The 14678-nt window shown below is 33.2% G+C and carries 14 protein-coding genes; all 14 read right to left on the bottom strand.

The features are described from left to right. The 14 genes from HM987_RS02670 to HM987_RS02605 all read right to left on the bottom strand — a co-directional run bounded on the left by HM987_RS02670 (position 1) and on the right by HM987_RS02605 (position 14600). Complete coding sequence (locus tag HM987_RS02670; RefSeq protein WP_218846917.1) at positions 1-552, bottom strand: WcaF family extracellular polysaccharide biosynthesis acetyltransferase; 552 nt, start codon at positions 550-552, stop codon at positions 1-3. 17 nt (positions 553-569) lie between these two features. Further along, positions 570-1520, bottom strand: a complete 951-nt coding sequence (locus HM987_RS02665; protein ID WP_179004978.1) for a UDP-glucuronic acid decarboxylase family protein — start codon at positions 1518-1520, stop codon at positions 570-572. Positions 1521-1530: 10 nt separating this feature from the next. After that, on the bottom strand, positions 1531-2673 hold the full coding sequence (locus HM987_RS02660) for a glycosyltransferase (protein ID WP_179004976.1): 1143 nt from the start codon (positions 2671-2673) through the stop codon (positions 1531-1533). Between the two features lie 66 nt (positions 2674-2739). Next, positions 2740-3732 (bottom strand): glycosyltransferase family 4 protein, encoded by a 993-nt coding sequence (locus tag HM987_RS02655; RefSeq protein WP_179004973.1) that lies wholly within the window; start codon positions 3730-3732, stop codon positions 2740-2742. Beyond that, positions 3729-5000, bottom strand: coding sequence for a hypothetical protein (locus HM987_RS02650; RefSeq protein WP_179004971.1), 1272 nt, complete (start codon positions 4998-5000; stop codon positions 3729-3731). The genes HM987_RS02655 and HM987_RS02650 overlap by 4 nt, the downstream gene beginning before the upstream one ends. Before the next feature lie 14 nt (positions 5001-5014). Further along, positions 5015-6181: a glycosyltransferase family 4 protein gene (locus HM987_RS02645; protein ID WP_179004970.1), complete on the bottom strand. Its 1167-nt coding sequence runs from the start codon at positions 6179-6181 to the stop codon at positions 5015-5017. A gap of 17 nt (positions 6182-6198) precedes the next feature. Continuing rightward, positions 6199-7449, bottom strand: a complete 1251-nt coding sequence (locus tag HM987_RS02640; protein WP_179004968.1) for a glycosyltransferase family protein — start codon at positions 7447-7449, stop codon at positions 6199-6201. After that, the gene (locus HM987_RS02635; RefSeq protein ID WP_179004966.1) at positions 7449-8645 is read right to left on the bottom strand and encodes a glycosyltransferase family protein; all 1197 of its coding nucleotides are present in this window, start codon (positions 8643-8645) and stop codon (positions 7449-7451) included. Before HM987_RS02635 ends, HM987_RS02640 begins: the two co-directional genes overlap by 1 nt. Further along, complete coding sequence (locus HM987_RS02630; RefSeq protein WP_179004964.1) at positions 8642-9643, bottom strand: sulfotransferase domain-containing protein; 1002 nt, start codon at positions 9641-9643, stop codon at positions 8642-8644. Before HM987_RS02630 ends, HM987_RS02635 begins: the two co-directional genes overlap by 4 nt. Positions 9644-9648: 5 nt before the next feature. Beyond that, on the bottom strand, positions 9649-10623 hold the full coding sequence (locus HM987_RS02625) for a glycosyltransferase family 2 protein (protein WP_179004962.1): 975 nt from the start codon (positions 10621-10623) through the stop codon (positions 9649-9651). 127 nt (positions 10624-10750) lie between these two features. Then, a complete protein-coding gene (locus tag HM987_RS02620) occupies positions 10751-11416 on the bottom strand; it encodes a CatB-related O-acetyltransferase (RefSeq protein ID WP_179004960.1) in 666 nt (221 codons plus the stop codon). Next, positions 11406-12665 (bottom strand): glycosyltransferase, encoded by a 1260-nt coding sequence (locus HM987_RS02615; protein WP_179004958.1) that lies wholly within the window; start codon positions 12663-12665, stop codon positions 11406-11408. The genes HM987_RS02620 and HM987_RS02615 overlap by 11 nt, the downstream gene beginning before the upstream one ends. Continuing rightward, positions 12662-13690: a polysaccharide deacetylase family protein gene (locus tag HM987_RS02610; protein ID WP_179004956.1), complete on the bottom strand. Its 1029-nt coding sequence runs from the start codon at positions 13688-13690 to the stop codon at positions 12662-12664. Before HM987_RS02610 ends, HM987_RS02615 begins: the two co-directional genes overlap by 4 nt. A gap of 1 nt (position 13691) precedes the next feature. Beyond that, the gene (locus HM987_RS02605; RefSeq protein ID WP_179004954.1) at positions 13692-14600 is read right to left on the bottom strand and encodes a hypothetical protein; all 909 of its coding nucleotides are present in this window, start codon (positions 14598-14600) and stop codon (positions 13692-13694) included. Positions 14601-14678 lie beyond the last annotated feature (78 nt).

Raw genomic sequence — 14678 nt, 5'->3', positions numbered from 1 at the left:
TTATGGTTGTTCAATTTTACGTGTTTTCACTCTAGTTGCTGGATTTCCACTATAAATACTGTAGGCCTCTAAATCCATGGTCGCTACGGATCCTAAGCTAAGAACCGCATGGCTATTTAAGGTAACACCAGGTGACACCATAGATTTAGCGCCGACCCAACTTCCCTCTTTCAAAGCAATAGGCGCAACAAACAAATCGAAACTTGATTTTTTATAGTTGTGATTACCACATATTAAAAGCGCTCCTTGCGAAATACAAACATGATTTTCAATAGTTACTTCATCGAGATTGTCTATCCAAACATTTTCCCCAATCCAACAATGATTTCCTATTTGAAGTTTCCAAGGGTATTTAATTGATATTCTAGGTTTGATTACCACACCTTGGCCTATTTTGGCACCAAAAATTCTTAACAAGGCTATTTTTAATCCCGAAGAGATGTTCCATCCACCCTCAAAAAAGAGCAAACTTATCACATACCAAAGCAAACGCTTGAATTTAGAGCCAGGATTATACCAACTATTATTATATGTAGATAAATCTGTTTTCAAAATCTCAGATTAATTATTTATGCCTTTTTAGATTTTATAAGTCCATCAAAATAGTTAATCGTTTTTCCTAAACCTTCTCTAAGGTGAACTTTTGGTTCCCATCCGTTCAACTCTTTTTTCGCTAAATCAATAACGGGTTGACGTTGCATAGGATCGTCTTGAGGCAATGGCAAATGAATAATTTTTGATTTGGAATTCGTTAATTCTATAACTATTTCAGCAAGTTCCAACATGGTAAATTCTATTGGATTTCCAATATTTACCGGACCCACAAAGCCATCTCGACTTTGCATCATACGAACAGTGCCTTCTACAAGATCATCCACGTATTGAAAACTTCGTGTTTGATGTCCTTCACCAAAAATGGTGATATCATCCCCTTTTAAAGCTTGCATAATAAAATTAGAAACCACGCGTCCATCTTGAGGGTGCATGCGTGGCCCATAGGTATTGAATATTCTAATAATTTTAATTGCGACTTCATTTTGTGTGTGATAATCCATAAACAACGTTTCCGCACAGCGCTTACCCTCATCATAACAAGACCGTAAGCCTATTGGGTTCACATTGCCCCAATAACTCTCTGGTTGCGGATGTACAGTAGGATCTCCGTACACTTCACTAGTAGACGCTTGTAATATTTTTGCGCCCACACGCTTGGCCAAACCTAACATATTAATAGCGCCCATTACAGACGTTTTAATGGTTTTAATGGGGTTATACTGATAATGGACTGGTGAAGCCGGACATGCTAGGTTATAGATTTCATCGACCTCAATCATATAGGGATTGATAATATCATGACGCACCAATTCAAAATAATGGTCATCCATTAAATGCTCAATGTTTTGTTTGGATCCGGTAAAATAGTTATCTAAACATATGACTTCATTTCCTTCCTTCAGTAAGCGTTCACAGAGATGTGAGCCAACAAAACCAGCACCACCAGTAACTAAAATTCGTTTCATTTTAAAAATTTTAAACGTTCAAAAATAAGCTTTTATTTTGTTCTAATACCTTTGGATTCTCAATAAATGTCTTAGCAAAACGAAACGCCGATTTTGACCACTTGTTATACTCATCTTGAGACATACCGCATAAATGCTCTATGGCTTCGATAAAAGCACTTTCTTCAGAATTAGAAAGATCATAACCTAATTTATCTGCTTTTAAATTTCGCCAAGGTGTTTGATCCGATATAATTACAGGGCAACCATTTTGCCAAGATTCCATAATCACATGCCCAAAATTCTCATGAAACGTTGGCAATAGTAAGAGGTGTTCTTTAGATAAATAACTTGATAATTCACCATTTGGAATAGCACCAAGGTAATTTGTACTTATATTTTTTGGCAATTCTTTTATCTTTACTTCACATTTCTGCCAATAATCATTATCATCTATTGGCCCAATGATATGAAACCGAACCTTATATCTTGATTTTATTTTTGAGAGCATATCTATTGCTCCAATTAAATTTTTTTTATAGGATATACGAGAGAGAAAAAAAATGTTAATTTGATTTTCTGTTTTATTTTTTTCCGAAAAGTGATGGCGGGTTATTGCGGAAAGATTTGGTGCTAATATAATTTTTCGGTCTGTTCCAAAATGCATTTTAATCTCATCAATCTCACTTTGGGCCGTAGCATGCCAAATTACTTTTTTATGTAAATTCAGGCGTTTAATAAAGCTTAAAAAAAGCTTCTTTTTTAAAGGTTTTATGGCTAGTGCTCCTGCACCTAACATACCTCGAGTCGCTAACACTCTTCTAACAGGTTCATTTCTTAAAAGCCAAAATGGCAGCAATGTAAACTTAACGGAAAACAAGGAGTTAAAATAAACAGCATCAAACGTATGGGCTTTAAAAAGTGTTTTTAAATGCTTCTTAGTTTGGTGTTCAGCATCCAAATACATCACTTGATATCCGTCCTTTTCCACCCATTTATTCAGGGATTTTGGATCTAAGTCTAGTAATTCACCTAAGTCTGAATTCGATGTAATGACACTAATATCGAATTCACCTTTTAAACGACTGACCAAATTAGCAATTGATTGTATGGGACCACCAGCTTTATACGCTGGTAAATACCAATCAATAAATATCCATAGTTTTAATTTCATATTGATTTTAACGCTACTAGTATTATTTTAATTTTTCTTTTTTAAAATGGATTGAATAGACTTCAATCACTCTGCACTCAATTCTCGGTACATACACCTATAATCTTTTGCGATGGCATCAGGCTTAAAACGCTCTACATTTTGTAATCCTTTTTGTATTAAACCCTGTCTTAACTCTGCGTTCTCAATTATTTCCTTAACTCCTGCTCTTATAGAATTGATATCATAAGGGTTTACTAAAAAAGCAGCATCTGCCGCCACCTCCTTCATTGCTCCAAGATTGGAAGTTACTACTGGCCTCCCAACTGCCTGTGCTTCTATTATAGGCATACCAAACCCCTCGTAGGTTGAAGCAAAACATAATAAATCACATTTCTTAAATTCTTGTACCACTTCATTAATGGATAGATTGAAATGTGCTTGAAAATTTAAATTTAAGGAAGCTATTAAGCTGTGTTGGTTCTCAGTAAGTTTACCTATCAATACTATTTCGCAAGGAAGGGTAGCTAAAGCTTTTAGTACATTTTCTAAATTTTTATTGACTTTGGTGCCTAACAATAATATTCTAGGTGTCTCTTGATTAAAATTATAATTGCTAAAGCTGAATAATTCGTTCACAGGATTATGAACTACGCTAATTTTATGTTTAGCAAATGGTATAACTTTTTCAAGTTCCAGTTTAGTGAAATTTGAAATTACGCTAATACGTTTCACACATAATGCAGGCAACCAAAACCAAAACAGTTTAAGATATACCCTTTTTAAGAAAGTTCTCTTTAAAATCGAGTTTACATCATGGATAGTTAATACCGTTTTCTTACCTGTAACTAAAGCCATATAGTGGACGTCTCCTGTAATATGATATATGGTGTCCTTATCTCTTTTAAACTTCGATAAGTTAGACCATAAGGTACTAAGACCTCCTCCTGATGATTTAAGATGTATTATCGATGTTTTTGTTTGTAAACCAATTAGTGCTTTAATGTGGTTAAAAACCCCTTCAATACTTTTGAATTTTGGATCCGGTTTTCTAAATATGTAAGTGATGTCCTCTTTCATTTATCCAAATGCCATTTTAAATATTTCTTAGCAAACCAAATAAATAAAAAGACCACTATCATTGATTTTATTAAATGGTTTAAGACCACTACTAATTCTGTTTCTGCTTTTATTACTTGTAGAAAAATCAGCGGAATAAAAGCAATAAAAATAATATTCTGCTTAATTTTAGCATATAAAAATAGCCATACCCTTCCTAAAAATAAGCCCCAAAAGCCCATGAAAAGTATGCCGCCAGTATGAGCGAAATTTCCATAAGCTTCTCCTACGATACTAATACCCATTGACACATCGTTAGTTATTGAAAGTCCAGTAAAAAGCGCAAAATTCTCTTGCCCACCAGCTTTGGCTTTATTAGGGTTTAAGAATCTTGGAAGGATTGAAGCAAATACCGCATCCTTTACGGTTATACCATTTAAATAGTCTTGGTTATTCGGTATATTATCCAATACGGCACTGATAATCCAACCTTGATTAAGCCTTACATTTGAGTCTATACCGTCATCTAATTCAGCGGAAGTCGTTTCATCTACCAAAAAAGAATCCATCATAAGGTTTACAAATAGCTCCAGTTTATTTCCTGAATAATTGTTCCAAACCTGCATTCTATAAGCAGATTTGATAGTTTGCAAGGTCAATGCAAACAATGCGCCCAACACAAACGTCAATAAAATCCTTGGGATGGTAGGTTTATATTTTAATGTCCAAAACATATAAAAGAAAACCGTCCACAAGATAAAATCGTGAAAAAGTGCTTTTAGAATAGAATTAATTAATAGGTAAAGTATGGCGATAAAAAATATTCTTTTTAATTTCTTATTTTCAGAATAAAATAAAATAATAGCTCCAACATATTTAAAATTTGAAAGAATAAAAATCAAAAAGCCCAATGATCGCGGCAAGACACCACTAAAAACATCAAAGGCAACACCTATTAAGAATATAATTAAACCATACCCTGAATATTCCCTCAAAACCTCTACATTGAAATGAAATCGTTTTGTTTTTCTAATTATTAAAAGAATAATGATCGAAAACATTGCATAAGCAGGTGCCACGAACGACATATACTCAGATTCTTCTACATACATATAGTATTTCCAATGGGCTGAAGGTGATACATATTCAATTATGGGTCCAATGATCCACTGTAAACCCGCAATAAGTAGCATAAGCTCCAACACAGGCAAACCTTTGCCCAATCGCTTAACAAAACAATAAGCGACAAAGGCAACCATCCCAACACCTATGTAAGACCAAGTTTCCATGATTTCAACAATTATTATGCATAAATCTCATCTAATTGGTTTTCAATAGTTTTTACAATATTTAAAAAACTAAATTTCAAGGCCGTTTTATAGGCTTCTGGTTTCATATCATTTAATTTTTCTAATGTTAAATTTTCAATTATTGCTGCAAGTTCTTGACGATCAGAATGGTTAAATATAAACCCATTTTTTTTGTCTAAAACCATATCTGCTGCACACCCAACTCTATTCGAGACGATTACTGGTCTAGAACTGGCCATAGCTTCATTAACGGCCAATCCCCATGTCTCGCTCTTAGAAGTTAAACAAAACACATTGGACATGCGATACAATAGAGGCATTTTTGTTTGATTCTGAAAAGGTAAAAATTGTATTTTATCAATTTTAGAAGCTGACGCTTTAAGATTTGATTCTAAGGGCCCGTTCCCAACGATTAAAAGTTTAACATTATGAATTTTCTTTATGGCAATTTTAAAGGCATCTATTAATAATTGTATTTGTTTTACACTCTCCAGTTTTCCTGCATAAACCAATAAGATATCCTGTTCTTTATATCCAAGTTCCTCTCTCCATTGTTTCGCTTTTTCTTCATATTTCTTATCACTATCTTCATCAAAACGGATATTATCGATGGCGTGAGGTGTTTTAATTAGTTGGGTTTCTTTTAAACCATGCTTTAAAAAATAAGCTTTATTGGCTTTTCCGACATAAAAGGCTTTATCAACATAGCGGTAAACAGTTTTAAGAACCAATCGTCTTAATTTTGTTTTAAAACCTCCTGTTTCATCCAACAAAGTAGAATCGCCTCTAAACCAAACTGGGATTCTGCCATGAAAATAGCGCATAGCCTTTAAATGACTTTTAAAATTCCATCCAAAAAACAAAATTGCATCTGGGGAAAAGTCTTTTAGTTTAGGTATTAAACTAGGACAATCCATACCAAAAAAATGATGAGACCCTGGTTTTTTAGAAACATTCTCTACAAACTCATAATCATAACCCTCTAGTAAAGGAATGTCCCATTTAATATCTCTACCAAAGGTTTTATCCTTTACAGTTTCGGCTGCTTGTGACCATGTGTAAAACACTTTTAATTGCACATTGCCACGTTCAGCTAAAAGCTTAAACCATGGTGCATAATATTGAATTGGATGCGTAATTACTATCGCTAGTTTCTTCATATGATCACGACTACTTATTATTCTTTATTTTCTAAAACTTTGTCCATTGCTTCCGCTAAAACTTTAGCAGATTGAATACATGTATAGACCTCTAAATGTTCTAAACTAAGATCCCAATTAACGTCCTTCTGAAAATTAATAAGGATAGGTTTTAATGCCTTGATAATTGTTGCTTTACTATCACCATCTTGATACGGGAATAAAAAGTCATTGGCATTGGCCTCTCTTATTACCTCTACTGCAGAACTCTTAGCATGTAACATGGTAAATAAAGGCCTCTTACTTAACAAACACTGAAACGTTTTAGATGCTGTGTAATGCATTTCTGTACTTCCAAAAAGCATAACCCGATTTGCTTTAGATAGAAAATTTAGAATATGTAAAAACGGAAATCGTTCCCTGTGTTCAATGACTATATCCTCTAAGCCATAATCTTTGGCATAAGCTGTAATGCGTTTGGCAGGATATTGACCAGTACCAACAAAATACAGTCTAATATCAGCATCCCATTTTCCTTCTGCTTTTAAAGCTGCAACACTCTCAAAAAATGATTCTACAAAAAGATGGGAATTAGGCAAAAAAGCTCCTGCATAAAGCCACGGTTTACAGTTGGGCTCATTATCCCATGGTAATTCTAAGTCCTCTAATTCAATCTTGTGATCATTGGGATCAAAGCCATAAGGCATACCAACATGAACTGGTGGCGTTTTAAAATTCCTATCGATTACAGGTTGGTAATAAGGTGTAGAAACACCGGTAATTAAAGCCGCTTTCTTTACCGCATAAGGTTCTAAAGTACGTGCAACGGATTGGCTGAGTTTAGCTCTTATATCATTTTGATTTGTAATATCCCTTACCCAAGGATCGATATAATCGATGCCATACGAGATGCCTGTTTTATCGTGTATAATTCTTCCTAATAGTGCAGTGTAAAACGATGGAATAGGAATCCATATAAAATCGATATCCCGTTCTTTACATAAACGCAAGGCTTCTTTTTTCAAAAAAGGAAATCCTCGTAATCCAATATCTCCAATTATTCTAGGTTTTTTTAACTTGTAAGCTTTCGTATAGACGACTTCTATATCCTTTGATACCGTTTTTTCCATTAATGGATCTGGAATTTCCTCATAATACTTAGATTCAACTGTTAGCAACAAAGGTTTCCAACCAAATTGTTTTAGGTAATTCCCTATTAAACGTGGACGCTGAACTCCCGCTAAATTAGCTGGCACCCAATGTGGATATATAATTAAAACCGTTTTCATTATAGCAATTGCTTTAATTTGAGTTGTTCATTTTCCCAAGAAAATGATTTGGCATTTTTCCAACGCGCTATCCGACTTTCTTTAGATAACACAGCTTTGTCAATATGATGCAGTGTTTTTGGTAAAGAAGTGTTCATAATAATGCCTGCATTATATTCCAAATTATTTAAGAATTGGGATTGACCAAAAGTATGAGTAGCTAAGATAAAGAGTCCTGATTGTGCATAAGCCAAGAATTTATTGGTAAGGCAAATATCACGATTATAATCTGCATCCGCATTTTCCAGCGCAAGACCAATGTCCATTTGGCTCAAAAAGTCATGCAGCTGTTCCTGTGTCATTATATCATGTAAGATTATATTCTTACTTAAGTCTACAGTATCCAAATACGCTTGATTTCTATTTCCAATAAGATGAAATTCAACTTCATGGCTTATTTTCGCAGCCTCAAACACTTGCTCCAGACCACGATTAGGGCCTATATGTTGTGAAAACCAAACACATTTTATTTTATTAGACGCTACACTTTTAGGCTCGACAAAATCAGTGGCCTTAAAAGCATTAATAATGGTAACTTCTTCTGTTTGCTTTTCTACCTTAAAATGCTTTTGACATTCTAGTTTGATGCCTTCAGAAGCATAGGTAATACTATTTGCTTCTAGAAAACTACGAGCCATGATGTACATACGGTTTTGTTGCTCATGTTTTTTATTAAAATATAAGGCTTCCCCTGGATAATAGTCTTCGATATCTAGCTGTAATGACGCACCTTGCTTTTCCGATAATTTAACAGCAGGATAAAAAGCTCCCAAATTATGGGCAATAACACGAGAAGGTCTAACTGTCTTTCTGAGATTGTTTACCATAAACCATAACTGCGCGGCTTTATCATTACTGGCCCATGCACAAATTTTAAAACTTTTAGGAAATATATTATTTAAGAGTATCGCTATTTTTTGCAACATTTTACAATAAATCGTTTGAATAACATCGAGTTTTCTATCTATTTCTATAAAATGGACTTCCGGATTTCTACTTTTTATAGCTTCCGTAAGCTCTAAAGTCCAGTCTTGATGTTTAAAACTCATCACATAGCACTTAAATTCTTTTTTAAGGGCCTCAAATTCTTTTACCAAACGTGGATTGGCCGCTAAACTAGAAGTGGTAATAAATAAAAGTTGACGTCCTTGTATCATTTAACTAGAGCTTCAAACTTAGATTTAACGGGCAAAACACCATCACTATATAAATGAAAATCAAAAGCTTCAAAAATTTTAAGACCTTCCTTAATATCCTTTTCACTCGTAACTTCTCTCCATTTTGAAAGCTGAGACATTGGATCGTTTTCAGTATGGCCTTTACCAGAACTAAAACTTTGCTTGTTTAATAAACCCTCAAGATATTCGTAATCTATGGGTAAATTTAAAAATTCCTCCAATTGTTGATGACATAATTGTTTATCGATAACTAGGTCTTCATAAAATAATATAATTGAATTTCTTTTGTCTAAATTATTCACGACATAGGAAAATTGGCTGACTGCCTGAAATACTAGTAAGGTAAAAGCTGAGTTAATCAACTTATATTTATCTTCAAAATCATTAAAAAAAGCACCGCTTTTATTAGAATTCTCATATCTCCAAATAGCATAGTTTTCTTTATGGTAATCGTAATTATTACCAAAATTTAATGAGGATGCGGCTACTGCAAACGGATGTCTTAACAATATAACAGATTTTAAATTGTACCTCTTCTGAAAATAAGCATACATAAAATTCCCAAAACACATTTTATGAACAGTATATTTACTTGAACTAAAATTTTCAGGATCGGTAAAACGTAGAAATCGAATATTTCTTTTTTTTAGTTTAAAATAAGCATCAAAATAAGTATTGACTTCAACATCATTAGCTGAAGCGACATGTGGATTCCAACCTAATTCCAATTGCTTATAAGATTTTAAAGCGTAAGGGTTAACCGTTTTAAATTTCACTTCTCTATGATTAAATAATGGTTCCCATATCAATCTTGCTTTAAGAATATCAACTAAGGCCTCCGCTAATAAGGTAGTACCACCTCGTGAGATTCCATAAATTAAAATATTCTGATTGTCCTTAATTTTATTAAATTTAATTTTAGAAAGAAAACTAAAGATCTCGTTTATTTTAATTAAATAGAATTTTATTTTATCCATTGTCTTTAGTTCTTAATTAATTTATGTACGAAGGTAGAAAATGACTTCGCTGTACGCCAACCGAAACATAATTTTATAAATTCAATTATTCTTCCGCCAAGAACGGGAACATATAATGAACCTCCAAATTGATTTGATAAATTTAAGGCCTTTTTTGATATCGACTTAAACTCAGGATACGCACCAATAGCTATCAGCCTGTATTGTAAGGCCATGGCATTTTTGTAGGCCTGTGTATCTTGGGTGACTAGCAATTGGTCTGCTTTTGAGTTAAGCGATTTCAACTGACTTAAAAGATGATTTTTAGATTTACCGCCTGAGATGTTAGACTTTTGCCTGTGTTTTCTATAATAACAAAGCACATTCTCAGCGTAGCAAATACCTTGAGATGCCATAACAACTCTACAAAAAAACTCGCCATCTTGGTCTTTAATAAGGTTTTCATCCCAAAACCCTGCGCTATCTATAACTGATTTTGGCGATAACCAAGCGTGCTGTGCTACCATGTTATGATTTTGTCCATCTGACCCATAAAGCTTCAATAAAAAATCTTGAGGTTTATTGGTAGAAAACAAAAACGGTGTATCTGTAATTACACCATTTTGAGGGTTTGCGTAAAAATGTCGCGTACTGCAGACCGCCACTTTATTTTCATCATTAGACAGTTGTTGAAGTTGCGCCTCTATTTTGTTTAGATCCAAAAGATCATCAGCATCTAAAAACTGAATATAGTCTCCTGTGGCCAAACTTAGTCCATAATTTCTTGCTGCACAGGCACCTTTAGATGGGTTTTTTAAGAGTCTAAAATTAGGTTTATCTACTTTAGACAAATATTCAAAAGAGCCATCTGTTGAGCCATCGTCCACTACAATAACCTCTATTTCTTTATGGGATTGTTGAAATACCGAATTGAGAGTTTCTTTAATAAACTCTAAACCGTTATAATTTGGTATGATGACTGAGACTAATTTTTGAGTCATTTAATATAATTTTTTTTCAGAACTAAGACAATATGAATTGTGGAATATATGATAGGACTTCTTATAAAAGCACTTAAAACGTTTCAATCATAGAAGCTTGATTTTTTAAGTCAACTACTAAAAAATATTACTTGATATTAGTTTTAAAAAAATCTCTTTCTAATTTAATTCTTTCTACCGACCAATCCCACCATTTTTTTTTTAAAAGTTGCTCGATTACCTCTGGTGAAAACCGATATTTAATCACTTTAGCTGGAGAACCTGCAACAATAGCGTACGCAGGGATTTCTCCGGTGACAACAGAATTAGCAGCTATTACGGCTCCATTATTTATTTTTGCTCCAGACAATATTAAAGCATGTGCACCGATCCATACATCATTACCTATGGAAATGTCTCCCTTAGAAATAAAATCGTTAATGTTTTCTTCTTTAAAAACATTCTTAAATATAGGATACGTTGTTGCCCTTGCCATTGCGTGATTACTTACTTGCATAGATACATTTCTTGCTATAGAACAAAAGTTGCCGATGGTAACTTTACCTCCCTCTGCTACAATATCTGTATTTGGCCCGTTTAAGCTCGTATATCTTCCAATTTCAATATCACCATATAGTTCGCATCGTGCCACCAAGCAACCTTCTCCAATTGTTATAACACCATCTAAGCGTGAGCCATAAATTTTTGATTTTTTATGAATTTTAAGATGACTCGATGAAGGTATAAAATTACCAAATCGTAATAAGAGGTAAATCTTATTAAATAGTTTATTTTTAAGTGATTTAATCATCATTCTGTAACAGGTTTTGGGTAAACGATTTAAAGTTACGCTCCGCACTAAATTTTTCTTTAAAAAACTGTCTTATTTCCGTTTTATTAAAATGTATTTTCTTTTGTAATAATTGAGTTATTTTCTGAGAAATTTCTTCGTTGGTTGCATGCACTTCTAATAAAACGCCTGTTTTATCATTTACAATTTCAGGGATTCCAAAAATACTATAAGCCATAATTGGCACACCAAAACTCTGTGCCTCCATCATAGATACTGGCAAACCCTCCTTTAAACTTAGGGACAAAAATAAATCGACATCATTTTGAGCATAAAAATCGAGAACGTCGCTATTCGCTACATGACCTTTATACTCAAAGGCAATATTGGTAGGCAATTGATGAGCCGCTTCTAATACTTCTTTTTCATTGGGACCATCACCAAAATGTACCCATCTCATTTCCTTTTGTTCTGATTGCACAAGGCTCAATATTTCTGGAATCCTTTCAATTTGCTTAAATGGAAATAGATTAGCACAACTCACAATTAAAAAAGTTGTTGTATCATCAATTTTATTTTTAGCACATACATTACTAGTATTCTCTCTGACACCCAAATAGGCAATACCTACTTTTTCCTTGAATCGATTTAACTGCCCATTAATATATTGCTTATTATATTTACTTATGGCGAATACTGCATTTATATTTTTGAGAATATATTGTCGAAAAGGTACAGTGCCACAGTTCCAACGTTCATTAAAAACGTCAAAACCATGCGCTCGGCAATATACATTTGAAATTGTTCCTTGCGACTTTAGATGAGCTAAACTTAATGTGGTGTTTACAAACCAATAGTCATAAAAAATAGGATGCTTTAGTTTCGATTTTTCTAAATACGACGCTATGAGTTCCGCTTCTTTTAAAGCATTTGCCAAATAGTAAATAAAATATCCACCTTTAAGGTAATATACTCTTTTTTTATCATTAAGGACAGTATAAGTATAAATCCCAAGAACTGCCATAAATCGTTTAATAGAGCTTAGAATATATTTAAACTGATTATCTACTTTAACATTATTAATCAAAAGATCATTGACTTCAACATTTTGAGGTAGTATGCGTTGTTCAGTATGTATTTTTTCCCTCGGGATAATAATGACACGTTCAAAAGCATCTGCTAAATACTGAATTTCATTTTCAATAAAGGTTTCAGATTTCTTCCCGTATGGATATTGTAAAGTAAAGAACACCAATGTCTCTCCTGTTTTCATATCGTTACAATGCGTTGTTTTGAACCCGTTATAAAAGAAATTTTGCCACTTATAAAATCGCTTAAATAGCGCTGTGTTGTTCTAGGCCCTACATATAAACGCGGTAAGGCATGCAAATGGTTTTGATGTTCTGGCATAATATTACCCATTCTGCCAGTAGTTGACGTTTTTATATTAGTTTTAGACATTAATTCCACCTCTCTGACCCCAACCTCAACAGGAGAACCAAATGGATAAGCAAAGTGTTCTATTGTAGTGTTTAGTTTTGATTCTAAAATTTGCACTGATTGATTGACCTCTTCTAATATTTGATTTTCGCTAATAGCTTTAAAAGAAGGATGATTAACCGTATGTGCAGCGATTGTAACTAATGGGTCTGCATTTAGCTGTATAATTTGTCTCCAATCTAGAGCCATATTTTCTACTTTTTCATAAAGTGGCATATTATATTTTGAAAACAAGCTTTTAATTAGTTTTAACTGCTCATTGCCTTCTTGGGTTTTAATGAGATGACGCAAGTAATTAAAAGTATCTTCTTTAGCCGCAAAACTCCTAAGTTCAAAATTAAAAAGCTCTTCTTGATGGTTAAAAGAGATACTTTGTTCTTTAAGTAATAAATCCTCCAATAAATACCACCATAAAACCGCCTTTTTATCTGGAAAATTTGTGGTTACGTAGATTGTAAATGGCACGTTAAACTTTTTAAATATAGGATATGCGTGTGTTAGATTGTCCAAATAACCATCATCAAGAGTGAAAATCACAAATTTCCGCTTTATTTTTCCTTGAAGATAATCTTGTAGCTCTTCTAAAGAAATAAAATCATAATCTCTCTTTTTAAAAAAAACGATTAATTCCTCTAAGTGTTGTTCAGTAATTTCTATACCTGTATTTCGCAGACGTTCACCTTTAGGTTCGGGAATTACGCGATGTAGCACAATAATTTGCCCTAACCCTTGATATAAGCTACTAAAAAAGGGAGATATTGCATTTTTAACAAAAGCCTTAGCCTGAGTTGTATCCATATTAAAAATTCAAGATAAAAAATTCTGAGTATAATGTGTCTATGATATGATCATTAACGGCATGTCTATAAACATAAGGTCTTTTACTAGGATAATATTTTTTCTTCAAAGTGTTTATCTCTGGTATATATCTATCAGCAACAATGACACCTAATGACCATCCTAATTTCCTACATATTTTAAGTGCAATACCTGTTTTAGAGAAACCTAAGAAAAACAACTCCGGACGGCTTATATAATGAATTTCAGCTAATGACAATCTCGTTTTTAGACCTTTCTTTAAAATAGGCGCTTTATTAAACACTTTAGGAATGTAACTTCTTTTTTTACTAATTACAAAAGACCCTAAATCACCATGTTTAAGGTATAAAAATTGCGTGTTTTTAAAGTTTTTATGGTCATTGTACAATTTTATTTCATTATGACTGAGTAACTTTTCCGAATTATTGTCATTGATCTGAAGTACCTTAAATTTAGATAATACTTCAGTATTTTGTAAAGGAAAAAGTTTATAATTTTTATAAGCCACTTCTTTAAATTTCAACCCTTGAAATATCTTATAAGGGCCTTCAGAAGCTGTAAAATTTGTAATGACATGATCTTTAAGTTTTAACACTTTTAGCAATAATGCCATACCACCGGTTTTTGCGGCAGGATCGACAATCCAACTGTGAAAATTACAAAACCTCAATGTTTCTCCATTTACAATCCGTTCAGAGAAAATTGTACCTATAAATCCTAATAAACTATCATTAATTTCTAATACATAGCCATAATGATTATTAGTGGTATTAAAATTGACTTCAGTGATCTTTTTCCAATCTGATTTGCTTAAAGTAGTGCTATTGAGACTAGCTAAAAGTTTATAAATAGCTTCAAAATCTAATTGAGTGGCTTCTCTAACAGTCATAGTCATCAATTATTATCATTTATCTTTAAGCGCATAAAGTATCCCGACGATAAGCTTCGAATTTTCTAGAAGTTTATT

Origin of the sequence: Winogradskyella forsetii (assembly GCF_013394595.1) — a bacterium.
Lineage (GTDB): Bacteria > Bacteroidota > Bacteroidia > Flavobacteriales > Flavobacteriaceae > Winogradskyella > Winogradskyella forsetii.
Note: the sequence above shows the minus strand (reverse complement) of the source record. Positions and strands in the feature narration are given on the sequence as shown.

Bases quoted from the DNA above. Each gene is read 5' to 3' on its own strand.
- HM987_RS02610 (WP_179004956.1), bottom strand. From the start codon at position 13,690: ATGGATACAACTCAGGCTAAGGCTTTTGTTAAAAATGCAATATCTCCC.
- HM987_RS02650 (WP_179004971.1), bottom strand. From the start codon at position 5,000: ATGGAAACTTGGTCTTACATAGGTGTTGGGATGGTTGCCTTTGTCGCT.
- HM987_RS02645 (WP_179004970.1), bottom strand. From the start codon at position 6,181: ATGAAGAAACTAGCGATAGTAATTACGCATCCAATTCAATATTATGCA.
- HM987_RS02660 (WP_179004976.1), bottom strand. From the start codon at position 2,673: ATGAAATTAAAACTATGGATATTTATTGATTGGTATTTACCAGCGTAT.
- HM987_RS02640 (WP_179004968.1), bottom strand. From the start codon at position 7,449: ATGAAAACGGTTTTAATTATATATCCACATTGGGTGCCAGCTAATTTA.
- HM987_RS02630 (WP_179004964.1), bottom strand. From the start codon at position 9,643: ATGGATAAAATAAAATTCTATTTAATTAAAATAAACGAGATCTTTAGT.
- HM987_RS02620 (WP_179004960.1), bottom strand. From the start codon at position 11,416: ATGATGATTAAATCACTTAAAAATAAACTATTTAATAAGATTTACCTC.
- HM987_RS02655 (WP_179004973.1), bottom strand. From the start codon at position 3,732: ATGAAAGAGGACATCACTTACATATTTAGAAAACCGGATCCAAAATTC.
- HM987_RS02615 (WP_179004958.1), bottom strand. From the start codon at position 12,665: ATGAAAACAGGAGAGACATTGGTGTTCTTTACTTTACAATATCCATAC.
- HM987_RS02665 (WP_179004978.1), bottom strand. From the start codon at position 1,520: ATGAAACGAATTTTAGTTACTGGTGGTGCTGGTTTTGTTGGCTCACAT.
- HM987_RS02605 (WP_179004954.1), bottom strand. From the start codon at position 14,600: ATGACTGTTAGAGAAGCCACTCAATTAGATTTTGAAGCTATTTATAAA.
- HM987_RS02635 (WP_179004966.1), bottom strand. From the start codon at position 8,645: ATGATACAAGGACGTCAACTTTTATTTATTACCACTTCTAGTTTAGCG.
- HM987_RS02625 (WP_179004962.1), bottom strand. From the start codon at position 10,623: ATGACTCAAAAATTAGTCTCAGTCATCATACCAAATTATAACGGTTTA.